Annotated in this window: 19 protein-coding genes; 8 read left to right on the top strand and 11 right to left on the bottom strand. The window is 57.1% G+C overall.

Translation table 11 applies throughout. The features are described from left to right. Window positions 1-254: 254 nt before the first annotated feature. Window positions 255-1,883 (bottom strand): potassium channel family protein, encoded by a 1,629-nt coding sequence (locus Y958_RS20690; RefSeq protein WP_088873761.1) that lies wholly within the window; start codon window positions 1,881-1,883, stop codon window positions 255-257. Between the two features lie 581 nt (window positions 1,884-2,464). Here Y958_RS20690 and Y958_RS20685 point away from each other — a divergent pair. After that, window positions 2,465-3,688 carry an exonuclease SbcCD subunit D gene (locus Y958_RS20685; protein WP_088873760.1) on the top strand — a complete coding sequence of 408 codons (1,224 nt, stop codon included), beginning with the start codon at window positions 2,465-2,467 and terminating at the stop codon, window positions 3,686-3,688. Window positions 3,689-3,691: 3 nt separating this feature from the next. Beyond that, window positions 3,692-7,429, top strand: a complete 3,738-nt coding sequence (locus tag Y958_RS20680) for an AAA family ATPase (protein WP_088873759.1) — start codon at window positions 3,692-3,694, stop codon at window positions 7,427-7,429. Between the two features lie 117 nt (window positions 7,430-7,546). Here Y958_RS20680 and Y958_RS31525 read toward each other — a convergent pair whose 3' ends face one another. Beyond that, on the bottom strand, window positions 7,547-8,668 hold the full coding sequence (locus tag Y958_RS31525; RefSeq protein ID WP_145727662.1) for a hypothetical protein: 1,122 nt from the start codon (window positions 8,666-8,668) through the stop codon (window positions 7,547-7,549). Window positions 8,669-9,558: 890 nt separating this feature from the next. Here Y958_RS31525 and Y958_RS20665 point away from each other — a divergent pair. Beyond that, a complete protein-coding gene (locus tag Y958_RS20665; protein WP_145727663.1) occupies window positions 9,559-10,377 on the top strand; it encodes a YkgJ family cysteine cluster protein in 819 nt (272 codons plus the stop codon). Between the two features lie 128 nt (window positions 10,378-10,505). Here Y958_RS20665 and istB read toward each other — a convergent pair whose 3' ends face one another. From istB to istA, 3 genes are all read right to left on the bottom strand, one after another. Beyond that, on the bottom strand, window positions 10,506-11,234 hold the full coding sequence (gene istB / locus Y958_RS20660) for an IS21-like element helper ATPase IstB (RefSeq protein ID WP_088873755.1): 729 nt from the start codon (window positions 11,232-11,234) through the stop codon (window positions 10,506-10,508). Between the two features lie 47 nt (window positions 11,235-11,281). Then, window positions 11,282-12,502 (bottom strand): IS256 family transposase, encoded by a 1,221-nt coding sequence (locus tag Y958_RS20655; RefSeq protein WP_088871361.1) that lies wholly within the window; start codon window positions 12,500-12,502, stop codon window positions 11,282-11,284. Between the two features lie 61 nt (window positions 12,503-12,563). Further along, complete coding sequence (istA, locus tag Y958_RS20650) at window positions 12,564-14,063, bottom strand: IS21 family transposase (RefSeq protein ID WP_088873754.1); 1,500 nt, start codon at window positions 14,061-14,063, stop codon at window positions 12,564-12,566. Window positions 14,064-14,341: 278 nt separating this feature from the next. Here istA and Y958_RS32045 point away from each other — a divergent pair, with 278 nt between their 5' ends. Continuing rightward, entirely contained in the window at window positions 14,342-15,703 is a 1,362-nt protein-coding gene (locus Y958_RS32045) for a hypothetical protein (RefSeq protein ID WP_186291375.1), read from the top strand. Between the two features lie 57 nt (window positions 15,704-15,760). Here the strand turns inward: Y958_RS32045 and Y958_RS31515 are convergent, their stop codons facing one another. Genes Y958_RS31515 through Y958_RS20640 form a run of 3 tightly spaced genes read right to left on the bottom strand, consistent with a single transcriptional unit; the run spans window position 15,761 to window position 17,710 of the window. Continuing rightward, window positions 15,761-16,399: a hypothetical protein gene (locus tag Y958_RS31515; RefSeq protein ID WP_145727693.1), complete on the bottom strand. Its 639-nt coding sequence runs from the start codon at window positions 16,397-16,399 to the stop codon at window positions 15,761-15,763. Window positions 16,400-16,459: 60 nt separating this feature from the next. Beyond that, a complete protein-coding gene (locus Y958_RS20645) occupies window positions 16,460-17,398 on the bottom strand; it encodes an HNH endonuclease (RefSeq protein WP_088873753.1) in 939 nt (312 codons plus the stop codon). A 15-nt stretch (window positions 17,399-17,413) separates the two neighbouring features. Then, window positions 17,414-17,710: a hypothetical protein gene (locus Y958_RS20640; RefSeq protein WP_088873752.1), complete on the bottom strand. Its 297-nt coding sequence runs from the start codon at window positions 17,708-17,710 to the stop codon at window positions 17,414-17,416. Window positions 17,711-17,792: 82 nt separating this feature from the next. On the opposite strand from Y958_RS20640, the gene Y958_RS20635 reads away from it, so the two are divergent. Continuing rightward, on the top strand, window positions 17,793-18,086 hold the full coding sequence (locus Y958_RS20635; RefSeq protein WP_088873751.1) for a hypothetical protein: 294 nt from the start codon (window positions 17,793-17,795) through the stop codon (window positions 18,084-18,086). 15 nt (window positions 18,087-18,101) lie between these two features. Beyond that, on the top strand, window positions 18,102-18,314 hold the full coding sequence (locus tag Y958_RS20630) for a hypothetical protein (RefSeq protein WP_088873750.1): 213 nt from the start codon (window positions 18,102-18,104) through the stop codon (window positions 18,312-18,314). Window positions 18,315-18,324: 10 nt separating this feature from the next. Here Y958_RS20630 and Y958_RS20625 read toward each other — a convergent pair whose 3' ends face one another. After that, a complete protein-coding gene (locus tag Y958_RS20625) occupies window positions 18,325-18,933 on the bottom strand; it encodes a hypothetical protein (protein WP_088873749.1) in 609 nt (202 codons plus the stop codon). Window positions 18,934-19,119: 186 nt separating this feature from the next. Here Y958_RS20625 and Y958_RS20620 point away from each other — a divergent pair, with 186 nt between their 5' ends. Beyond that, on the top strand, window positions 19,120-19,302 hold the full coding sequence (locus tag Y958_RS20620) for a hypothetical protein (RefSeq protein ID WP_088873748.1): 183 nt from the start codon (window positions 19,120-19,122) through the stop codon (window positions 19,300-19,302). An 80-nt stretch (window positions 19,303-19,382) separates the two neighbouring features. Here the strand turns inward: Y958_RS20620 and Y958_RS33080 are convergent, their stop codons facing one another. Beyond that, on the bottom strand, window positions 19,383-19,616 hold the full coding sequence (locus Y958_RS33080) for a hypothetical protein (RefSeq protein ID WP_369410314.1): 234 nt from the start codon (window positions 19,614-19,616) through the stop codon (window positions 19,383-19,385). Window positions 19,617-19,664: 48 nt separating this feature from the next. Beyond that, the gene (locus Y958_RS20610; protein ID WP_088873746.1) at window positions 19,665-19,874 is read right to left on the bottom strand and encodes a metallophosphoesterase family protein; all 210 of its coding nucleotides are present in this window, start codon (window positions 19,872-19,874) and stop codon (window positions 19,665-19,667) included. Window positions 19,875-20,682: 808 nt separating this feature from the next. Between Y958_RS20610 and Y958_RS20605 the strand changes: the two genes are divergently transcribed. Beyond that, window positions 20,683-21,744, top strand: a complete 1,062-nt coding sequence (locus tag Y958_RS20605; RefSeq protein ID WP_088873745.1) for a Panacea domain-containing protein — start codon at window positions 20,683-20,685, stop codon at window positions 21,742-21,744. Window positions 21,745-21,961: the final 217 nt, after the last annotated feature.

Raw genomic sequence — 21,961 nt, 5'->3', positions numbered from 1 at the left:
AGATCGCCAAGAGCCTCGACGCCCGCATCTCTTTTGGCCCGCTATGACCCCTGGCGCGACCTAGCGACTAAAGTCAGCAGCAGACCCAACGCCAGCGCGGGCAGAAAGTTTATTCCCTCCACGTTCCCGAGGTCGAATGCCTTGGCAAGGGCTGTGTCCTCTGCGGGTTCGGCTGCAAGGTCAGCGTCGCTGTTCCCATCACCGAGCAAATGGATAGCCTCTTTGTCCTTCGCGGCAGGCTCACCGTCATTTGTTTAGTATCTACTACGATTGGAAAAGCCAGCAACGGCGAGTCCCATTGTAGCAGCGCCTAAAAGAGATTCGGAGGAACATAATATCTTCAGCAGTGTTGTCTTTGGAGTAATATCTCCATATCCAAGAGTGGTGAATGTGACTGTAGAAAAATATAAACTGTCAACCCAGTCTAATATTATCCGATATCCCTTTTCATCGTCGGGCCATGGAAGATAATGATATCCAGAAGCGTATAAAATTATCAAAAACAGGGCCAGAGAGAAAATACGAGATGGGCGCTCTCCATACCCCCAAATAAGATAGTCAATCATGGAATATATCCAATGAGATCTGAACGCTATTAACGGAAATAGATACTTTGGCAAAGTATATAGTTTAAAAGTGGACTTAAGATATTTATACAATAAGTTCCGAAATGTATTTTTATCTATAATATTGTTTTTATATTTTTTAATAAAATCCATGAGATTTCCATTGTATATACCTGAGAATTTGGATCTATGCTCCAAATATGGTCTGAAATAAGATTTGCGCTCAAATATCCTTTCTTTGTAGTAAGACTCTGACGCCTCGCGGCGCATGCCGCTATTTTGGAAAGCTATTCTTAATAGCCTATATGTAGATGCTGTGTCATGCGGTGGCGCATCTTTTTTGCTAGAGAAATTGACCTCTCTTAGTTCACAGTTATAAAGAAGAGGTACGACAGTCGTATCTTTAAATTTCATCTTTATGATCTGGGAATCTTTCGCGGTTATTGTAATTCTCCCAGCACAGCAGAAGTAAAAGTCTTGAATACGGGACTCATATATTTCAATTTTATCCATATGGCATTGATAAAATGTAAAAAATGCCAACTGCGCTCCGGTAATTTTCATATTTTGGCACGAACTATAGCTGATATTTGCCTGAAGGGAGCCATGAAAATCGCCCGTTATGGTGATGGAATCCATGTCCGTGAAATCAAGATTTCTTCCAGATATATGAACCATAGATTGTATTTCGACTTGGCCCAGTTTCAAAGCATCGAATTCTTTGAAGAGAAAGGCTTTAGATCTATTTAACGGGTCAATTTCATGAAGATTGTAGACGAATGTGTTAGAATATTGTTTATTCATCTGATCGTGACAGAAATAGCCACCATGATCACCATTATATTTCAACCATAAGAAATATGGAGTTATGGTCCCGATAATTTCATTATTATCCTGTTCTGTTCCTATATGGGAATCAGCAACTTTATTTTGGCTTTCGGAAAAGCATTCGTAAACTTGGATGTTAGATCCGGTGAGATCAATTTTCTTTACGATGATCTTTCTCTCGTCTCCCTTAAAAAGATCGCCAGTCGGGATAACTTTCATCAAAATATTATAATCTATGCCACAATGCTCTATCCATTTATCAAATAAAGGTAATTTTTTCTGTAGGAATTGAAAAAGAAATGGTATGTCGTTCTGAATTCTCCACTCATTAAATTCGCATGGGGTAAGTTGCCAAAGTGCAGTCGGGCTGAGAGACATATTTCTCATATTCAATACCTCAAAATTATCTCGGCAGGCAACCTCCCCATTACATGGTTTTGTTGCCTGACTGGCCGGTGTACGGTTAACGTTATCTCTAGCGACCACCATGATACCCGCTTCCAAAAGTCTCTGCCGATGATCTGAAGACTAGACTGCATCGAGTGGCGGCAATCGGGACTATTGAGCGCATCGTTGAAAAACATATTTTTTAGCACGTTTAAGATGATAGCGCCTCGCGTTATAAATACAACGACGGAGAGGAGCATACGGGATATTTGGGCGCCGAAAACCCAACAGGCTGTCCTCACTGCGCTATTGGCCATCGGGCTGCTGCTTACTGGCATCATGGCGGCCATGGCTGGGTGTCGTAGCGCGGTTCCAGATGGAGCGGTGGGCATCGGCTCATTGTCCGGAGGACGTGGTGGTGTGGGTGAATATCCAGACTGGTGTCTTCCACTTCACGGGACGGCGCTGGTGGTACGCGGCGACCAAGCAGGGTGCTTTAGTGTGCGAGGTCGAGGCTCTGCGCAAGACGGTATGGATGCGACCAAAAATAGCTAATAGAACAGGCTCTTGGTAGCAGCAGGACGTCAATAAGCGATACTTTCCACCCACCTCGATATGGTGCTTTCAGTCAGGCGACCGCAGTGGAATACCTTGGGGCCTGGAACTGAAGATGGCGGACCACCTTGCGCATCCTACACACCGCTGATTGGCACATCGGGCAGACGCTAAGTGGCTGGACCCGTGAGGTGGAGCACCAGGCATTCCTGGACCACCTGGCCGATGTCATCGAGGAAGAAGCGGTCGATGTGCTGGTCATCGCCGGGGACGTGTTCGACGGCATCAACCCCTCGGGTGATGCCCAGCGCATGTTGTACTCGGCGCTGGCCAAGTTCAGGCGGCGGCGTCCACACCTGACGACGGTGATGATCGCCGGGAACCACGACCCGGCTGGCCGCTTGGAAGCGCCCGATGCCGTGCTCCAGGTAATCGGCGTGCATGCTCTGGGTACCTTGCGCTGGAAGGATGGCCAGGTCGACATGGACCGTCATCTCATCCCGGTCGCCGATGCCGGTCGGCAGGTGCGGGCGATGGTTTTGGCTATCCCCTTCCTGCGCGCCGCCGATCTGCCTGGCCTCACGCTGGGTGCTGAAGTCACCGCCGGTTCTCCCGTCGTCGCGGCGACCCGGGCGTTCCATCAGCAACTGGCTGCCCAGGCACAGGCCCGCGCAGGCGGACTTCCGATCATTGCAACCGGCCACCTCCACTGTGCCGGTGGAACCGAATCCGAAGGCGTGGAGCGGCGCATCCTGATCGGCGGCGAGCACGCCGTGCCTCCCGAGATCTATGACCCCGCGTTCGCCTACGTGGCTCTTGGTCATCTCCACCGGCCGCAGAACCTCGGTGACGGGCGGGTGAGATATTCCGGTTCGCCCTTCCCCCTGTCGGCGGCGGAGATCGGCTACGATCACGGCGTCACCTTGGTCGATATCCGGGAAGATGGGGTGACGACCACCCACCGACCGCTCCCACGTCCCATCCCTTGCCTGCAATTGCCGGAGCGGGGTGGGATGAGTGTGGCTGACCTGGATGCGGTCCTGACGGCGCTCAACCTCGATGCGTCGGCTCCACGGGATCGTCACCCTTTCGTGTGGCTCAGGTTCCTGGCGGATCGCCCCGTTCCCAACCTGTTGGCTGAAGTCGAGACGGTGCTGGAACGCCATGCCGTCCGGCGGGCAGGTGTCAGGATCGAGCAGGCGGCCCGCGCCGCATCGGAAACTGCTCCGCCGGTGTCTTTGGCCGAGACCTCTCCCGAGGAGCTGTTCGTGAGCGTGTTCCAGGACATGCACGGCATGCCACCAGATGCCCGCCACCTCGCAGCTTTTCGCGATGCCCAGGTGGGGGAATAAGCGATGCAGATCCTCGCCATTCGGGGCCAGAACATCGCCAGCTTGGCCGACAAGTTCGAGATCGATTTCACCGCTGAGCCACTGAAGTCGGCGGGCCTGTTCGCCATCACGGGTAAAACGGGAGCGGGCAAGTCATCCATCCTGGATGCCCTTTGCCTCGCGCTCTACGGGGATTGTCCGCGCTTTGGCCTGACGGGTGGCAATGAGGATGTGCCCGACGCCGGTGGCGAGGCGATCAAGGCTCGTGATGCGCGCGGGGTCCTGCGAAGAGGGGCGTCGCAAGGCCATGCCATGGTGGATTTCGTCGGACTCGACGGCGAAGCCTACCGGGCCACCTGGATCGCCCGGCGGGCGCGAGGGCGGGTGGATGGGCGTTTACAGAACATCGAGCGCAGCGTTCAGCGCCTATCCGATGGCCAGGTGCTGGATAGTCAGACGAGAGCTGTTGAGGCGAAGGTTCCCGCGCTGACGGGGCTCACGTACGACGAGTTCCGCCGCACGGTGCTGTTGGCCCAGGGAGACTTCGATGCCTTCCTCCGTGCTGACACCAAGGACCGTGGTGCCCTGCTTGAGAAGGTGACGGGCACGGAGATCTACCGCGACATATCGATTCGCGTTTTCGAGCGATACAGCAAGGCGAAGGCTGATCACGACCTGTTGGTGGCTCGCCGAGCTGAGCACCAGCTTCTGTCGGAAGAGCAACGCACGGCCCTTGACGACGAAGAGAAGGCTTTGCTGGCGGCCATTGAGGCAGCGCGAGCCGGACGCCAGGTCCTGGAGGCCGATGTCGGTCGCCATAAGGCCTTGGCAGAAGCTCAGCGGCGGCATGAAGAGGCTGTTCGGGTCGCGGCCGATGCGGACGCCGCTCTCGTGGAGGCAGCGGGAGATCGTGCCGACCTGGAGCGAATTGACCAGGCTGAACCGCTCCGTCTTCCGTGGGCCCGAGCCAGGACAGCGGCAGCCAGCGTGACCAAGGCGGCGGGAGAGGTTTCGCGAGCGCAGGTCACCTTGGAGCAAGTCACCCAGCAGGCTGTTGCCCGCCGACAAGAGCAGGACCTAGCGCAGGCTGCCGTGAACGAGGCCGAGCGGGTTTTCAAGGAATTCGGTCCTATCTGGTCCAAGGCCACGGACCTCGACAGCCGCATCGTCCGCGCTGGCCAGGAGGTCGCCGATGCTGCGAAAGCGGCCGCGGCGTCGGGGGAAGAGCACTCCAAGGCTCTGGTGCAGTTGCGCGACCTGATTGCCGAAAGGGCGCAAGCGCAGGTCCGGCGGCAAGATGCCCAGGCTGTCCTGGAGGCGCGGCCCCAGGCGGCGGTGCTGGTTCGGAATTGGAACCAGATCACCCAAGCCTTCGATGTTCGGCATGTGGCCCGCCGGAGTGCCCATAAAGCTCGCCAGCAGGCTGGTGTGGTTGATGCCGAGGTGCAGAAGCTGCGGGCCGCCCTCAGCGAGTCGGAGAAGCAGGATGTTGCTGACCAGGCGACGCGGACCAGCCTGCATCGCGACATCTTGGACCATCAGGAGCGCCTCACGCGGTTAGCTCCCGAGGTCACTGCCCGCCGAGTCGAAGCCTTGGGCGACCAACTGACTGTTTTGGGCGACCTGAAGCGCACGTCAGAAGACTACGACAGGGCTCAAACGCAGGCCCAAACGGCTCAGACATCCCTAGCGGCAGCCGAGGCGGACAGAGATGCCGCAGCGAAGCAGGTCCAGGACGCAGAGCGGGGCATTGGAGAGGCCGAAGCTGAGGTCAAAGCGCTGATGGCGCCGACTGATCGTGCATTGGCTGCTGTCTCGGATAGCGCGCAGCATCTTAGGAAGGGATTGGTGCCAGGACAGCCTTGTCCGGTTTGTGGCGCCAAGGAGCATCCCATTCATGCCGACGCGGTATTGGCCGAGTTGGCTCGTGACCTTCAGGCTGACCTTGATGCGGCTCGGGAGCGTGCTGAGAAAAGTCGGCATCTCCTTACGAGGGCCCAGGGGAAGGTCGCGCAGGCGGAAGCCGCGGCCAAGCAGTTGCGGACCAACATTCAAGAGGCCGGGGACAGGGCTGAGGCCGCCGAGCGCTTGTATGGCGAGACCCTTCCCAAGGCGGAGCGGTCTGACCTTCCCGCCGGACCGGCAGGTGCTGTGACCGCCATACTTGAGCTGGGCCGCCAGGTTGCCGAGGAGCGGCGAACTCTCCAGGCCCAGCTTGGGCAGGCGGACGAATTGCGTCAGGCGATCACCCGCCTGACCACCGAGCGAGATCGGCTGACGGACGCGCTTGAACAACGGCAGGGAACGCGGCAACGCCTTTCCGATGAGGCGAACGCCAAAGGGCAGTCCTATGCGCTCCATATGCAGGCTGCTGCTACGGCTGAGGAACGCGTCGAGACCATCGATGCTGGCCTCGCCTCGGCGCTGGAGGCTGGGGACCTGACCCAGGCCGACCTGGAGACGGATGCGGACGAGGTGCGTCGGGTTCTGGCCGAGTTGGTGACTGAACGAGAAAATGCTGAGGCCGAGGCTCTTGTGGCGGACGATGCCTTGGCGGCGCTCGCCCCGCGTATCAGCGGGATACAGGCGCGTGCTGATGAACTGCTCCGCGGCGTCGAAAAATTGAAGGCGGCTGCCGACGCGCGGGCGGAGGAACTGAACCGGTTGCGGGGTGAACGGGCGGCGCTTCTCGGCGGCGAGGCCACGGATGTTCACCGGACGCGGATCAATGACGCCCGGGTGGCGGCTATTGCGGCCAGGGATGAGGGGCAGCAGAAGGTTCAGGCTGCGGAGTCGACGGTAGCCACGGCCAAGCAAGCGCTGTCGGGGGCGACAACGGCTTTGGCCGAGTGCCAGGCTGAGCAGGTGGAGGCCAATGGCGTCCTGGACGAGACTTTGGTTAGCGGTGGGCTGACCGCCGCCGAGCTTTCCGAGATCCTATCCCGGCCGCGAGCTGAGGTGGAGGCGCTGCGGACCCGTTTGGCGGCACTGGCTGACCGGCGGACGAGTGCGCACGCGGCGCTGCGCGAGCGTCAGGGTGACTTGGCCACTGCGGAGGTCGCCGGTGTTCCGGAGCTGACGCTAGAGGATCTGCAGCAGCAAATTTCCGGCATCGACAATGAACTGTCAGCCCGGCAAGAGCGAGTCGGGGCCATTCGTGGTCGGATGCAGACCGATGTTCAGGCCAGGCGGAACTTGGCTGGGCTTGAGGCCGAGATCGCGGAGGCGCGGGCCACGTTCGATGTCTGGCAGGCCGTCAACAGCGCTGTGGGTTCCAAGAACGGTGACCGGTTCGTCCAGCACGCCCAGTCGATCACGTTGGACATCCTGGTCGACCGGGCGAACCACCATCTCGCGGACTTGAAGCCCCGCTACCGGCTGGTTCGTGCGGGCCAGGACCTGGCGATGCATGTCGTGGACCGGGACATGGGGGACGAGGTCCGGTCGGTCCGCAGTTTGTCTGGTGGCGAGCGCTTCCTGGTTTCCTTGGCCTTGGCTTTGGCGCTTTCCCGGATGGGTGGGCACGGTGGGCTGGCGGCCACGCTCTTCATCGACGAGGGCTTTGGTTCGCTTGATGCCGAGAGCCTGGACTTGGCCATCGATGCGCTGGAGGCGTTGCAGAGCCAGGGGCGCACCGTGGGCGTCATCAGCCACGTCGAGATGATGAAGGACCGGATCCCCGTGCAGGTGAATGTGACGCGAACGGGTGGCGGCAAGAGCCGCGTGTCCATCAAAGGGGCAAACTGGGCCCAAGGTGCGTGAACCATTTGTATTTTATAGGAATTTACGCACCGAGGTCGGTCTGCTGCTGACAGTGCTTTAATGGCGGCGAGCGAAGCGCCGCCATTTAGGTTGAACTAAGAGAACTTCGTTGAGGCTTTATAGATAATCGTCATGAGTTGGGATGGCGGCATCTGCGAACGCTTGTAATCGACTCATTGCGGGAACCTTGTATGAGGCGTCGATAATATATTCGCCTTTGAGGGTATGGGTTAGGACCAGCCCCCTATTTACGGCCTTAAGTCGCCCGCGAACGGTGTTTTGGTCAGGGTCGTTAAACCACCGTTCGATTAGTTTCAGATTTTGAGGAGCAAAAAAAGAACCGGCAGCCCGAAGGGTTCCGCTGGCTTTCGAAATGAAGGTGCGCAAATTGGCGATAGTCGCATCAATCCGGGATTTCTTGCGGGCAAACGGGACATAGTCTCCCGGGAATTGATCTCGAAGCTTCCTCATGGCCAGCAACTCATTCAATAGCTGCCGAGCGTCTGCTTCGATATCAATCTGATGGTTAATGAATGCGGTTCCCGATATTGCGCCGAGATACTCAGGGACCTCGGTCCAAATTGCCCATTCCTTGTCGTCTGAGCTATCGTCTGAATCATCGTCTGCATCCGTGGACCTTGCGCGGAAGGCCTCCTGCGCCTTATCCCGAACACGACGATATACAGACAACTGTTGATCTGGACGGGCGCCCGCACGAACTAGTGAGTCCCTAAAAACGCGATAATAGGAATCGAATTGCATAAGCAGCCGTTCCCGTTCCTTGAGCGCCGGGTGTTTGATAAGGCGCTTCAATTCGTTAATCGCGGCATCCAGGAACGGAAGAGTTCGTTTCATCCGATTGATAAAACGTCGCTCATTCGTCTCCTGCTCAAGACGATAGACCTCAGCCTCGTATTTCTCCACCTGAAGATGATGACGAGCACATATACGATCGCCAATCAGACGAAGAAAACCATCTTCAAACAAGAAGACATGGCCGATCCAGAATTTATTCTTTGTTCCACATAGTGCGCAATCAATGCGGGGGCGCTTCTTACCTTTTCCTGGGCGCAGGTCAAAATAATAGAGAGCCGTAAAGCCAAGGTCGTTGGCTGGCTTCTCGAAACTTAAGCCTCTCAGGCCTTCTGGTGAGCGGGTATCACGCACAAATTCTCGAACATACGAAGCTAAATCCGGCGTGGCCCCGATCCATGGACCACGAATCTCAGGAGCACCCATATCAAATCCTTTCTGCCGTTGGGCTTTGGGGGGATAGGCACACCGTTACCGTTCCTGAAAACGGCTTTTCCAAATTCAAAATGTTGGTGCTAGGGGAGCCGACCTATACCAGATCGGCCACCGACACCTTTGATGTTCATGGTATGTGCTAACTTAGCAAGCGCCGGACAAAACGCAAGCGTGTTGATGGCATCTAGAAAACAAAAAAATGTATGCCTCCTGAGGCGAGTTTCCCCATAAGGGATTCATTTATCCGGCACGCCTCTGATTAAGAAATTCATTTAATTTCAATTGACTAATTGGATTCGGCTTGGTGGATCGCCTCACGCATTCCACTTTAACGATAGTTAACAGGAACAGCCGGGCGCGGGTATTATCCGCCAAGCCGGTCGCGTCGTCTCCGGCGGCTGCAACCTTAACTTCTTGGCTATTAGCGTGCATAGGAAGGCGGCGTGACCCTCATTTCAAATCGCGATTCCGCTGAAAGGAGGACACACCGGCGACCCGGCCACCGTTGGGCAGATCGAGAGCGCCAGCTACAGGCTACGCCAGCATGCCGACCTCATCTCCGAAAACATCCGGCGAAGACCCAATACCGCTCCGCTTCAAGCCATCCGAAACGTAAAGGCCACCGATACTCATCCAATCAATTGGCCAACCAAACCATCTGGGGATTCTTAACCCGCCACTTCTGGAGAAAAACACTTCGCCGTTTACAGGACTTGGCCATTGATGCACTGGAAGCGTTGCAGAGTCAGGGGCGCACCGAGGGTGTGATCAGCCATGTCGAGATGATGAAGGACAGGATCCCCCGTGCGGGTGAACGTCACGCGGTCGGGTGGCGGCAAGAGCTGCGTGCCCATCAAGGGGGCGAACTGGGCTGAAAGCGTATGACTGAAGCTACCATGGTTGAACCGATTGAGCTGCTGCCGAATGGCTTGGATTCGATCTTGTCCGAAGCCCATGAGCGCTTGCGGGCCATCCCGGAGACATTGAGCAGGTATGAGGCACTCGCTGCCGCCGCGCGCGTGCAACAGGACCTGAGCAATCGGCTATCCGCGACCGTGTACGCCCACGTCAATAGCAGGCCTGGGAATCGATTGGCGTGTGGTCCAGGATGCTCGACTTGCTGTCACATGCCATCCGATATCGGCGGCGGGAAGTCGTTCAGGCTTTCCCTGCTGGATATCGTCATGCTGCTGGAGGCGGAGGAGGTGATCAACCGCTCCGTCGCCGATGCTGTCGGCCGAGCTGTCGATAGCGTTGAGCGGGCTCGGGCGGGTGGAACGGTTGCCTGCCCCTATCTGGATAGCTCGGGGCAATGCGGGATCTACGAGGTCCGACCGGTTCCCTGCAAAATCTGGTTCTCGCGTGACCTGGCGGCATGCGTGCGCAACCGCGACGCCGGTTATGCCCAGGGTGGCGTCAATCCAGATACCGCTGCGTCGAACGACCTGCTCCGGCAGTTTGAGGAGCCCTTCGAGGCCTTCGTTCGAGATCGGGCTCCCATGTATCCCTATCGGGCAGAATTCGACTTCCTGCGAATTTTTGCCTATGCAGGGAAAATCAGCGAGGCGGGGCTGACCGAGGTGCAGAAGCAGAAAGTCGATGAAGGTGACCTTGTCAATCAGCACCGAACATTGACCCTGTATAGGCGCCGAAGACTGACCCGGGGGTTTTTGGTTTCGGGTTGTCCCGGTAGCGCATAGGAGGGCCCCGTCCCCGGAGCGCAGCGCCTCCGGCGATGCGCGGAGCGGAGGGGACGGGAGGTGCCTGTGCGCCCACCGGGGGAACCCGCGGGGGTGGGGTCCGGGGCGGGGGCGTGATGGGAGGGCGGTCAGGCGCGGTTCTTGAAGCGCCAGCTCTCGTTGCCGGTCTCGACGATCTCGCAGTGATGGGTCAGGCGGTCGAGCAAGGCGGTGGTCATCTTGGCGTCACCGAAGACGGACGGCCATTCGCCGAAGGCGAGGTTGGTGGTGACGATGACCGAGGTCTGTTCATAGAGGCGGCTGATGAGGTGGAACAGGAGCTGGCCGCCCGCTTGGGGGAACGGCAGGTAGCCGAGTTCGTCCAGGATGATGAAGTCCAGGCGGCTGAGGTGGTCGGCCAGCCGCCCCTGGCGCCCCAGGCGGCTCTCGGCCTCCAGCTTGTTGACCAGGTCGACGACGTTGAAGAAGCGGCCGCGCCGCCCACCCCGGATGCAGGCGCGCGCGATGGCGATGGCCAGGTGGCTCTTGCCGGTGCCGGTTCCGCCGACCAGGACGACGTTGCGCTGATGGGCCAGGAAGTCGCCGCCCGCCAGGTCGCGGACCAGGGTCTGGTTGATGGGCGTGCCCTCGAACGCGAAGTCGTCGATGTCCTTGGCCAGGGGCAGCTTGGCGATGGTGATCTGGTAGCGGATGGAGCGGGCCTGCTTTTCGCTGATCTCCGCACCCAGCAGGTCGCCGACGATGCGCTGGGGCTCATGCTGGCGCTTGATGGCCGTGGCGATGACCTCATCGTATGCCGCCTTCATGCCGTAGAGCTTCAGCTCGGCCATGGCGGCCAGGATTTCCGGGCGCTCCATCACTGGGACTATCAGGAATTTCGTGCTCGGCGGGGTCGGTTTCACGATCAGGCGCTCATCGCCTTCGAGAACCGCTCGCCGAACATGACGGCCATCTGGGCCTTCGCCGCCGTCCATTCACGCGGCGGCATTTTCCAATCTTTCTCCGCGCGGTTCAAGACCAGGAACAGGAGCTTCAGGGCCGCCTCGTCATTGGGGAAGTGCCCTCTGGCGCGGACCGCCCGGCGCAGCTTGGAATTCAGTGCCTCGATGGCATTGGTAGTGTAAAGGATCCGCCGGACCTCGCGCGGGAACGCGAAGAACGGAATGACCTCTTGCCACGCCCGGCGCCAGGCCTTGCCGATGGCCGCGTGTTTCTCGCCCCAGGGCCCGACCTCGAAGGCGGTCAACGCGGCCTCGGCCGCCTTGTCATCGACGGCGTCGTAAATTGTCTTCAGGGCACCGGCGACGGCCTTGCGATCTTTCCAGGAGGCGAACTCCATGCTGTGGCGGAGCAGATGCACAATGCAGGTCTGCACGATGGTCTCGGGATAGGCTGCGGCGATCGCCTCGGGGAAGCCCTTCAGGCCATCGACCACGGCCAGCAGAATGTCTTCAACGCCCCGGTTCTTCAGTTCATTCAGGACGCGTAGCCAGAACTTGGCGCCTTCGTTCTGCTCGATCCAAAGGCCCAGGACCTCCTTGGTGCCGTCGGCCCGCACGCCGATGGCAACGTGGATGGCCTTGTTGCGCACCAAGCTCTCATCCCGGATCTTCACCCGGATAGCATCCAGGAACACCAGCGGGTAGATCGCCTCCAGCGGCCGGTTCTGCCAGGCCGTTACTTCCTCGATCACCGCGTCCGTCACCGTCGAGATCAGGTCCGCCGACACCTCAATGCCGTAGAGTTCCCGCAGGTGCCCCACGATCTCCCGCGTCGACATGCCCCGCGCGTACATCGAGATGATCTTCTCGTCAAAGCCCGGAAAGCGCCGTTGGTACTTGCCGATCAATTGCGGATCGAATGTCGCTGTCCGGTCCCGGGGTATGGCCAGCTCAACCGAGCCACCATCCGTCAGCACCGTCTTTCGGCCATAGCCGTTGCGCCGGTTGCCGCCATCATCATCCGCAAGATGATGATCCAGTTCCGCTTTCAAGGCGCGTTCCGTCAGCGCCTTCTTCAACTGATCAAGGAGGCCGTTCTGGTCAAACGCCGTCTTGGCATCCGCCCCGGCAAGCAACTGGTCTAGGATCGCGTCAGGGATAACTGGCTCTTTGCGTCGGGCCATGGTGGGTCTCCTTCTTCCTCACTATGACCCCGCCGAGCACGAAATTCCTGATAGTCCCCCATCACTGTACCCTCCTCAAGGTGTCGTAGCGGGCGCAATCGGCCACGGGCGCGTGGTGCAACCGCAGTGTCTCGGGCGTTTGAATGGGCGCCGGCGCCGCCGCTTCCCGCCGCCGGGCCAGGATGTTGAGGATGACGGCAGCGGAATGGACGTTCTCGCGCAGCGCCTCGGCACAGGCCACCTCCACCGCCGGAAGGCCGTCGCTCAGCACCGCCGTCAGGATGTCGACCATCTGCCGGTCGCCGTCGTCGCTGCCCGCCAGTTTGCGCCGCACCCGGTCCAGCGCCGTGGGCAGCACCCAGTCCTTGAAGGGCGCGCCATTGCGCAGGGCTCCCGGCTTGCGCGCCAGCACGGGCACATAGTGCCAGGGATCGTAGACGGTGCGGTCGCGGCCGAAGCAGCGCGCGTGCGTCCCCACCACTTGGCCGTCCTGGCGCAGTTCGATCCGGTCGGCATAGGCACGCACCTCCACTGGGCGCCCCACCGCCTTGGCCGCCACCGAGTACTTGTTGTGGTCGAACCGCACCAGGCAGGTCTTGGACACCGACGCCGGGGTGGCGTGGAAGCCGTCGAAGCGCCCCACGTAACCAACCAGGCTGGGCCGCTCCGCCTCGAACATCTCCCAGACGGTGCGGTCCCGCTGCTCAGGATGCCGGTGCGCCCTGGCGTAGGCGACGCACTGGTCCAGCAGCCAGCCGTTCAGCTCCTCGTAGCTCGCCACCCGCAGGCGCGGCGTGAAGAACCGTTCCCGCACCAGGCCCACCTGGTTCTCAACCTGGCCCTTCTCCCACCCCGCCGCCGGGGTGCAGGCCACCGGCTCCACCAGGTAATGGCTGCACATCTGCTGGAAGCGCCGGTTGTAGGCCCGCTCCTTGCCCACGAAGATCGCATCCACCGCCGTCTTCATGTTGTCGTAGATCCCGCGCGTGCAGGTCCCTTTGAAGAAGGCGAACGCCCGGTCGTGAGCGTCGAACACCATCTCCTGCGTCTCGCGCGGATATGCGCGCACGAACAGCATCCGGCTGTGGCACAGGCGGACATGCGCCACCTTCACCGTGACCGTCACCCCGCCGATCAGCACCACCTCGTGGCTCCAATCGAACTGGTAGGCCTCCCCCGGCGCGAAGCTCAACGGCACATAGGCCGCCGCCTGCGACGCCCCCCGCGCCTTCTGCCAGGAACGGGCGTACCGCCGCACGGCGTCATAGCTGCCGTCATACCCAGCCCCCCGCAGCTCCTCGTAAATCCGCACCAGCGTCAGCCGCTCACGCGCTGCCTTGCCCTCGTTCACCAGCAGCAGCGCGTCCAGCCGTTCCCGCCACGGGCCGATCTTCGGCTGGGGCTGCGTCGTCCGCTCGTACCGGAACTCCGTCGCCTCTGACCGCAGGATCTTCCGGACCGTGTTCCGGGAAAGATTCAGATCCCGCGCAATCTCACGGATGCCGCGACCCTTGACCAGGAAATCACGACGGATACGCCCTATCGTCTCCACGATCAGCATCCCCCACCCACCCGGCCAATCTCTCGTCCGGGCAGCCTGAACTACAAGCGGGGTGGGTCAATTTTGGGTGCATCCAACCCCGATAACTGGGGCACTTTTCCACGCCGGATAACAGTGACCTGGAGTGGTCGCCGTTTCCTGAGTACGGAGCCCCCTAGGATCGCGGGCAGACTTTAGGTCGTTGCAAAAAAGCAGATGTGGGGCACAATCCAGCAGGAAGTTAAACGCACTCAACGCTTTAGCCAGCACTTGCTTAAAGTTAGTGGCGGAGACCAGCTATGATTGGCGACAACAGACTGTCAAGCGGGCACGTTCACCAGAATGGCGTCCAAATTGTCGCTAATAGTGGTCTCGAATTAATAAGCCATATTCGCACACAGCGAAAAGCTCTTCGGAGTATAATACAAGAACTGAAACCAGAATACAGCACTGGTTTGGTGGCTGATAACTTTGATGGTTACTGGTCGATCACCACCGAAAACATAGTGTCAAAATTAGACGCGCAAGGGGTTGAGCTTAATTATAATTGGGCATCACTTCCTCAGAATTGGAAATGTCCGTGTTGTAATCGCGAAAAAAAGGAGATAGCATATAAGAATTCCTCCGGTATTTTGATTGCAAAAGTAGCCAGCCACCATGATCATTTTATCGATTTCATAAACAGAAGCTTCGTGCAGTCCTTGGGATCTAGGTGGAATGAAAACGGGAATGTTAATCATGATGTCGCAGAGCGGCTCTACCCTACTCTTGTCGCTTTCGAGAATGTCGTAATATGTGAGGCCTGCAATCAGGCTGACGGAAAAGCGAAACAAGTTATAGCGTTATCGCTTGCGAATTCCGACCCAGAATCCGTATCCACAGTTATGGAATATTTTTCTTTTTCCGTAGATGAAATCCGTTCTTTTATAAAAGCTAAACCAAATAGCCTCCATCAGATCGACAATGATGCTGCACTTCGAGTGTTTGCCGAGCGCTGTAAATTGCCGACAATAAAAGCACGAATGGATATCGTAAATTTTTATTTAAAATTCTTGAAAGATGGCGTGCATTGGCGATCTGCGGAGAAGCATCCCAGTCGTGAAGACGTGGACGAGGCCGCGCGTGATGCTTTAGACGGCCTAGGATTGGCAAATATCCGAAACTTTGACCTGATGGAGCATTCTTGTACTACGAGAACAGGATATCAAGCCACCAATAATTGGAGGAAGATCACTTCACGTCTATCGCTTCCGCCCGAGGTGCGTGTGCAGGAGTTCCTTACCGCATCAGCAGAATGGAAAGCCCTGCCAGCCGGGTGGGCTTGTCCCTGTTGCGGCCGCGTTCCCAAAAAGATCGTTCGTTATTCGAATAGCCGCACGTTGCATGCACGCCTCGATTATCTAGGTATTCATCCGGAGCGGGTGTCAATCTGTATGGACTGTAAAGATGTTGCCAATGGCCTCGCCCGAGAGGCGGGCGTCGACAATCGACTGATTCTCCTGGGGGAGGTACGGTCCCTGATCGTCTTTCGTAGTCACCAACGGCACAAGCTTAAATCTGACTTAGCGACTGATCAGATGGTGAGGCTTATCCGAGATCGCCTGCGTGAACCCGATCCGGATGATGTGAATGAATCCGATGAGAATTTTACGGCGATATAATATATTTACTAATTATATCGCCGTTAAGTGTTCTTCAGCGAACGGTCAGTGCTATTCTTATTTCTGGTCTAGGGGTTGACATGGCGCCATTCTTTCTTTTGTGACATATTTTTTGATAAGATATGTACTGGATATATCATCGGTTACGATACGTAGAGAGTTATGCATTTCTTTCATGGAATCTAGGTGTTTGGAGACAAATTCGGCAAATGCTGGGGAGTTCCCGCTAATTGGTGGCTTTGTCGATACTCTCGACATTGCCGTGTAGGCTTCGATAATTTTTGCGGATATCAAGGGATCTATCATCCCAATTTTGTTAACATTGGCATCATATACGCGTTGATCGAAGCTAATGTAATTTATTTGGTCAAAGACTGTAGATGCACTATCAATTTTCCCTACGAGTATTAAGGCCTTTATGGTTGAGTAGGTCGCTATGTACGATCTCAGCGTGGTGCATGCAGAAAGAAGCTCGCTTTGCAGAGCGGCAGCAGTAAATTTCATGTCATTGTCGCGCTGCTCAATAGATAATCTTCTATTTTCTTCTATCTGTTCGCTCACATTGAGTGAGCCGATCCATATTCCGACTAGAGATATGACAGACGCGATGATACCAGTTACGGATGGGTTTTTATTAAGAAAGCCTAGTAGGCTTCTATCGTTGGAGATTTCTTGGGTATTGCTCTGGTCGCTCATGTGTTTTTCCATTGCATTTATAGTTAATATATCGGACATGCTTCTAAGAAGCTGCACTAACTAGCCAAGGAAGCGGTTATTCCAGTGCCAGTGAAGGGCTTTTGCTGAGGGCTGGGCAAGGGGGGAGTCGGGCAGCCTGATAGGGGTCCCGTGGAGTTCGTAATAGTGCCGTCCGTTGTCGAAATCCTCTTTTAGGCGGCGGCTGACCACGAACCGGTGATCGTCGGAGACGGTGACGTAGCCACGGTCGAATAGGCGGTGGATGTCGGTTCGAAGCAGGAGGCCGTTGTCCACAGTGTGATTGCCGCCTTCGCCGAAATCCTTGATATGGGCGGCGTCGAGGATAGGCAGCGTCTTCTCACCGGTCACCGCACACCGGCGCCCATAGCTGTCGGTAACAGCGACGCGGAACGTACCCTGTCCCAGGCGTGGCGTGATCAATGTGGGGGCGCCGTACCTAGCGGTGGGCGCGTCGTCATCGATGGTTGTACGCGGCGCAGCCATGGGGAGGCCCTGGAGGCGATCCTGGACAGCATCCCACAGGAAGCGGCCATCATCGTCGTCGGCCGAAAAGGATTTGCCGACGACGATGTTGGGAGACCATGACGGCGGGACCGGGATCCATTGATCCTCTGGGAAGAAGAAGGGCTGTTCGAGCAGGCGGCAACCGATCTGATAATCCTGACGATGATCCGGCTGTTCCCGGCGATAGCGCGCTATCCTGGTTCGCATCTCCGTAAGTGATGTAGCGCCGTTGCTGTGGCCGAAGGCTTCCCAGGCCATGGAAACCGGAAGGAAAGAGGCGTGCCCGAATATGCCCCCGCCCACGATGAAATTGCGCGGGCTGTGGAGCTTGAACAGGAACAACTCACCTGGTCTGAGGGCCTTGAAGGCGGTCTTGCCGCCAGGTTGCCAGAAGTTGACCTCTTCCAGACCTGGCTGAGCAGCGAGATACCGATACCAGTCGAAATCGGTGACGGCGACGAAGATGCTGATCACGCTCTGGGCCCGCTGTTAGTGGGGCGTCTGGCCGTCGCGTGACTTCGTTCCCGGCTGGCCGGTATACGGGTTGGCATTGCCCTTCGTGGAGTAGTTATCGTTCTGCGTCTTGTTCGGATTGGTCTGCATGTGGCCGTGGACGTAGGTGCCCCGCTTCGTCACGTGTGGGCGAACGTAATGGTCATGGCTGTAGGAGCGATGGCTGTGTGTATGGCTATGCCCATTGTGCCCACCGCCATGGCTGCGGGCTTCCGCCGTCGAGCCGAAGATCAGTCCGCAGATAGCGGCGGTGATCAGGGTAATATAGCGCATCGTTGAGTTCCGCGTCAGGCTATGCACGCGGAAGATGGTAGCGTTGAGCTTCATAAATGCAAGCGATGGAGTGGGCGCGATCATGAAGAGCGAGAGGGTGCATCAGGTCAGGCTGATGATCACCGCCGTGCTGCTGGCGGTTGGACTGTTGTTCACCGGCGCCACGGCATCGGTGGCGGGTGCTGTGGCGCTGTTCCAGACGGCGCAGTCGGCAGCGGCTCATTGTCCGAAGGACGTGGTGGTGTGGGTGAACACCCAAACCGGCGTCTTCCACTTCAAGGGGCAGCGCTGGTATGCGGCGACCAAGCAGGGAGCCTTTGTGTGCGAGGCCGAGGCCCTGCAAGGTGGCATGCGAGCGACGAGAAACGGTCAGTAGTGCCTGGGGGAGTGGATGGTCAATTCGATCAGCGATCGCGACGTATGGTTGGCAGCCAACGTGCTGGTGAAGCAGCACGGAGCCGATGCCCCGATTTTTGCCGCCACGCGGGCTGATGAGTGGTTAGCGGCGGGTGACATGGACCAGTACCTGCTGTCTAAACGCATCCTGCATGCCGTCGATCAGCTACTGCTCGCCAAGGTACCGGAAGGCGGCCAAGTCATGTGAGGGGAACGCCTCAGGGGTGAGGCTTTGGGCGCCATGAGCTATGGGCGCAGGTTGTCTCCCACATCACGGGCACGTCCCCGTCTGGCTTCCACATTTTTACCCAGAATCTCTCACGCGTGCTGGTTCTCTGCGGCGCGATGCCAAAATTGAACTCCTTACCAACAAATGCCTCGGTGACCAGGTCGTCGGTTAAAGGCTTCCCGGTATCTGGAACCTTGCGCATGCCATTATCATAATCGATTTCAGATATATCGGAGCCATTCACCCAAATAGGGTGCGAGTAAATTACAGAGGAGGCGACATCGAGCACGTCGCCCTGGTGTATTTCATCCTGGCTATTGGACATGACTTCTATTACGCGGACCTTTAGGTGGATCAACTCGGTTGGAACGCAGAATGTTGAGTTCGGGGGCATGGTCAATCGGCAGTCCTTGCTCCGGGCTTCAACAACCTCGCCCCGGATCATCGATGACGCTCCGCAGACCAACTGCTCTCGCGAGGCGGGCGTTATTGCACCTGCCGACGAGGTGAACAGGCCTGCGATGGCTCCCAGCATCCCGATCCCCGATATCCGTCGTCTCATGGATTCTCCCGTTCCATCCCCGGTGATGATGTCCATCGAATGAGCCTGTGTCTATCTGTCCGCTTCCTGGCGGTCGGGCTATGGGCCGTGAGACCGGCTCTACTGAACCACATTATCTGCGTGGGCGAGCTAGGCGTCGTTCCGTTGACATAAGAACAAAAGAAGAACATTATCCCCGTGACGTTCCTGACATGCGGATCGGAGGAGAGAATGACGCCATCGATGTCCCTGCTGATCACCGCGTCCGAGCCGGACCAGGTGTCTCTGCTGCTGGCCGATCTGATCTATCTGTACGGCACGCGGATTCAAGTCACCGAACGCTTCACCGACCCCACGGATGGCGACTCTGTCACCCACTGTGCGTCGTTGGAAATCCGGCGCCCAGAGGCTGCTCACGCTCCATAAGCCAGCCCAGCCAACGGCACCGCGCCGGAAGTCCACCGGCCGTATCGCCACCAGAACCCGGATGCCCGACGGGGGAATGATCATCCCAGTCGCTTCAGCGTTCGCAGTACCCGCACCAGAAGAGCTGGATCGGTATCACTGCCCACACGAATCACGGCACCCGCGCAGGCGATCTCGATACCCGGAGCCATTGGCGCCGCCATCCCTTCCGCGACCACGGGCGCGAACGTGACGCCTGCCACCTTCTTCCCGCCGCGAAGTTCCTGGCACCACGCATACAACTGGTTTCGATGCATTCCATGACGCCGCGCCACGATCCGCGCCCCAACCGGGCCTCCTTCGACAGGCCCGATCGTCGCATATCATGGCATGCCGGACGACGTGGGGGCAAAACAGCGCATACGAAAATCAGACCAAAGGGCGGTGCCCAGGAACCGAGTGCCCGCCACGATGACCTCATCGTCGAGCATCGAGATGTCCTTGGTGGTAGCGGCAACCTTCAGCGTAGGGACGGCGGTATCGACTGCCTTGCCATAGAACTCATGGTTAGCGGGAGCCATGATCACGGGCATGCCCAATGCCTCCTGAGTATTTCCAACAGCACTGCCATCCTTTAATCCAGATATTCCCGGCTAGCACGACTACATCCGCTTACGGTTCGCCGGGGAATGCCACGGCCCAACGCAATGTGCAGATATGGCCATGTGGATCAGCCGCTGATAGGCCTGCCGTCGTTTGCTGCGGGCTTAAGGCGTGGGCCCGGCCGATGAGAACAAGGAAAACTTGGGGACAAATCGCTCTTTTCAATCTCATGAGAGCTGCTATAAACGACGCCGCCTCAGAATTGAATCTTTGGTAGTTAGTCAATTTGCTGAGATGGAAATGGGCGGTAGACCTGATTTGCACTGGCTGTTCCCCTGCCGCAACCACACTATTTTAGTGTATTTTATTATAATTATCAATGGACTACGTCGGCGCTTTCATGCCAATCGGTGTAGGCTCCCTCTAGCTAGGGCTTGTGCGACGCGAAGCTTTTTGCATTGCTGCCCCTTCTCAATTGGGTTGGTTGTCACTTGACAACTGACAGTTTTTGGCCTATCTCTACGGAAAATCCACATGGCCCCCAGGCACCAAAATAAGGAAATTCAAGCTGTAATTGAAGAGGCGGTAAATCTTGGCTGGAGATTGGTCTATAAAGGAAGCCCAATTTATGGCGAGTTACTGTGCCCATTCAACGACACCACCTGCCGCAGTGGTGATTACTGCCGGAGGTCGGTCAATTGTACGCCGCGTAGTCCGCAGAATCATGCGAAAGACTTGATCAAGGGCGTAAGGAAATGCACAAAACTGAATCCTTGAGGCAGGTGGACGGAGGTAAAGATGAAGAATTTTGAATTCTGCCTAACGTTTCGCCTTGCGTCCTCGGATGAGGATGGTGCGAACTATCTCGAAGCTCTGCTTGAGAGTGGCTGTGATGATGCCACTGCTTCAATAGGCAGGCCAGGACGGATTGTGCTCGATTTCAATCGAGAGGCAGAAACCGCCGGGGATGCCGTTGAGTCTGCGATAGTTGACTCTTATCGAGCGCTTCCAGGGGCCATCTTACTTGAGGTTGGGCCAGACCTCGTCAACCTTACTGATCTTGCAGAAATCTTGGATACTACTCGCCAGAATCTGAGAAAATATGCATCGGGTGAGATCAAGTCGGTGAATGTGGCTTTCCCATCGCCAACGGTTTCTTCAGAGCCCCCTCTATGGCGTTTGGCGGAGGTGGCTCCGTGGTTTGAAGAGAATACCAAACATTCGGTTCCGGAAGAGATCGTCGAAATATCGAAGGTCGCGTTCCATGAAAACCAATCCATCCAAGCTAGGCGTGTCGAGAAAGTATCGGAAAACGAATCCGCACTTCCATCGATTTTATCAGTCTTTGCCCGCCAGATACGCGGGACATCGAAGTTGATGATTGGAGGGAGAGCTCTCGATTTTCAGCGGCTGGGACAAGCTGTTGCGATTCTGGCTGACCGAGGAACGCCAAAGACTAAGCTGAACAAGCTTATGTTTTATGCCGATTTCCTTTGTTTCCGAAAAAATGGACAGAGCATTACGGGGCTAAGCTACGCAGCCATTAACCTGGGTCCTGTCCCTCATTTGTATGAAATGGTGTACTCGGGCCTGAGTGAAATTGGTGCGGTCACCTACGAAGAGCAGATCATTGGTCCATACATCTCTGGTGTGATTGCAAAAGGACCTCAAGTGCCAAGTGGTACTCTCTCCGGCGAGGAGGTCGAAATTCTTGAGAAGGTCCGAACCCATTTTGCGGCCGATAGTGCAACACGGATCGTCGAGATTTCTCATGAAGAAGATGCCTGGATAGAAACACCCAGAGGCGCATTGATTACTTACCAATATGCTGATCGGCTGAAGAATGGTCCTGTCTTGTGACCTGTAACGGCAAGGGGGCGTTTCACGATAACATCAAGTAAGATAACTAAGTTATCCGTCTTGATGTGATCTTGATAGGGGGAATCTTTTGCACGGTTATCTTACCCAATTATTCCATGTGGTAAAACCTGCACTAAGTCCCGGCCATGCCGGGACTTTTCCCGTTTCCGGTAAAGTGCTGGACACTGTTGAGTAGCTGGCTTTGCACCATTGTGAT

Origin of the sequence: Nitrospirillum viridazoti CBAmc, from assembly GCF_000730165.1 — a bacterium.
Classification (GTDB): Bacteria; Pseudomonadota; Alphaproteobacteria; order Azospirillales; family Azospirillaceae; genus Nitrospirillum; species Nitrospirillum viridazoti.
The sequence above is the reverse complement of the archived record's forward strand: the minus strand, read 5'-3'. Positions and strand labels throughout refer to the sequence as shown.

Bases quoted from the DNA above. Each gene is read 5' to 3' on its own strand.
- Y958_RS20690 (WP_088873761.1), bottom strand. From the start codon at position 1,883: ATGGTGGTCGCTAGAGATAACGTTAACCGTACACCGGCCAGTCAGGCA.
- Y958_RS20680 (WP_088873759.1), top strand. From the start codon at position 3,692: ATGCAGATCCTCGCCATTCGGGGCCAGAACATCGCCAGCTTGGCCGAC.
- Y958_RS31525 (WP_145727662.1), bottom strand. From the start codon at position 8,668: ATGGGTGCTCCTGAGATTCGTGGTCCATGGATCGGGGCCACGCCGGAT.
- Y958_RS20665 (WP_145727663.1), top strand. From the start codon at position 9,559: ATGACTGAAGCTACCATGGTTGAACCGATTGAGCTGCTGCCGAATGGC.
- istB (WP_088873755.1), bottom strand. From the start codon at position 11,234: ATGGAGCGCCCGGAAATCCTGGCCGCCATGGCCGAGCTGAAGCTCTAC.
- Y958_RS20655 (WP_088871361.1), bottom strand. From the start codon at position 12,502: ATGGCCCGACGCAAAGAGCCAGTTATCCCTGACGCGATCCTAGACCAG.
- istA (WP_088873754.1), bottom strand. From the start codon at position 14,063: ATGCTGATCGTGGAGACGATAGGGCGTATCCGTCGTGATTTCCTGGTC.
- Y958_RS32045 (WP_186291375.1), top strand. From the start codon at position 14,342: ATGATTGGCGACAACAGACTGTCAAGCGGGCACGTTCACCAGAATGGC.
- Y958_RS31515 (WP_145727693.1), bottom strand. From the start codon at position 16,399: ATGAGCGACCAGAGCAATACCCAAGAAATCTCCAACGATAGAAGCCTA.
- Y958_RS20640 (WP_088873752.1), bottom strand. From the start codon at position 17,710: ATGCGCTATATTACCCTGATCACCGCCGCTATCTGCGGACTGATCTTC.
- Y958_RS20635 (WP_088873751.1), top strand. From the start codon at position 17,793: ATGAAGAGCGAGAGGGTGCATCAGGTCAGGCTGATGATCACCGCCGTG.
- Y958_RS20630 (WP_088873750.1), top strand. From the start codon at position 18,102: ATGGTCAATTCGATCAGCGATCGCGACGTATGGTTGGCAGCCAACGTG.
- Y958_RS20625 (WP_088873749.1), bottom strand. From the start codon at position 18,933: ATGGACATCATCACCGGGGATGGAACGGGAGAATCCATGAGACGACGG.
- Y958_RS20620 (WP_088873748.1), top strand. From the start codon at position 19,120: ATGTCCCTGCTGATCACCGCGTCCGAGCCGGACCAGGTGTCTCTGCTG.
- Y958_RS20610 (WP_088873746.1), bottom strand. From the start codon at position 19,874: ATGCCCGTGATCATGGCTCCCGCTAACCATGAGTTCTATGGCAAGGCA.
- Y958_RS20605 (WP_088873745.1), top strand. From the start codon at position 20,683: ATGAAGAATTTTGAATTCTGCCTAACGTTTCGCCTTGCGTCCTCGGAT.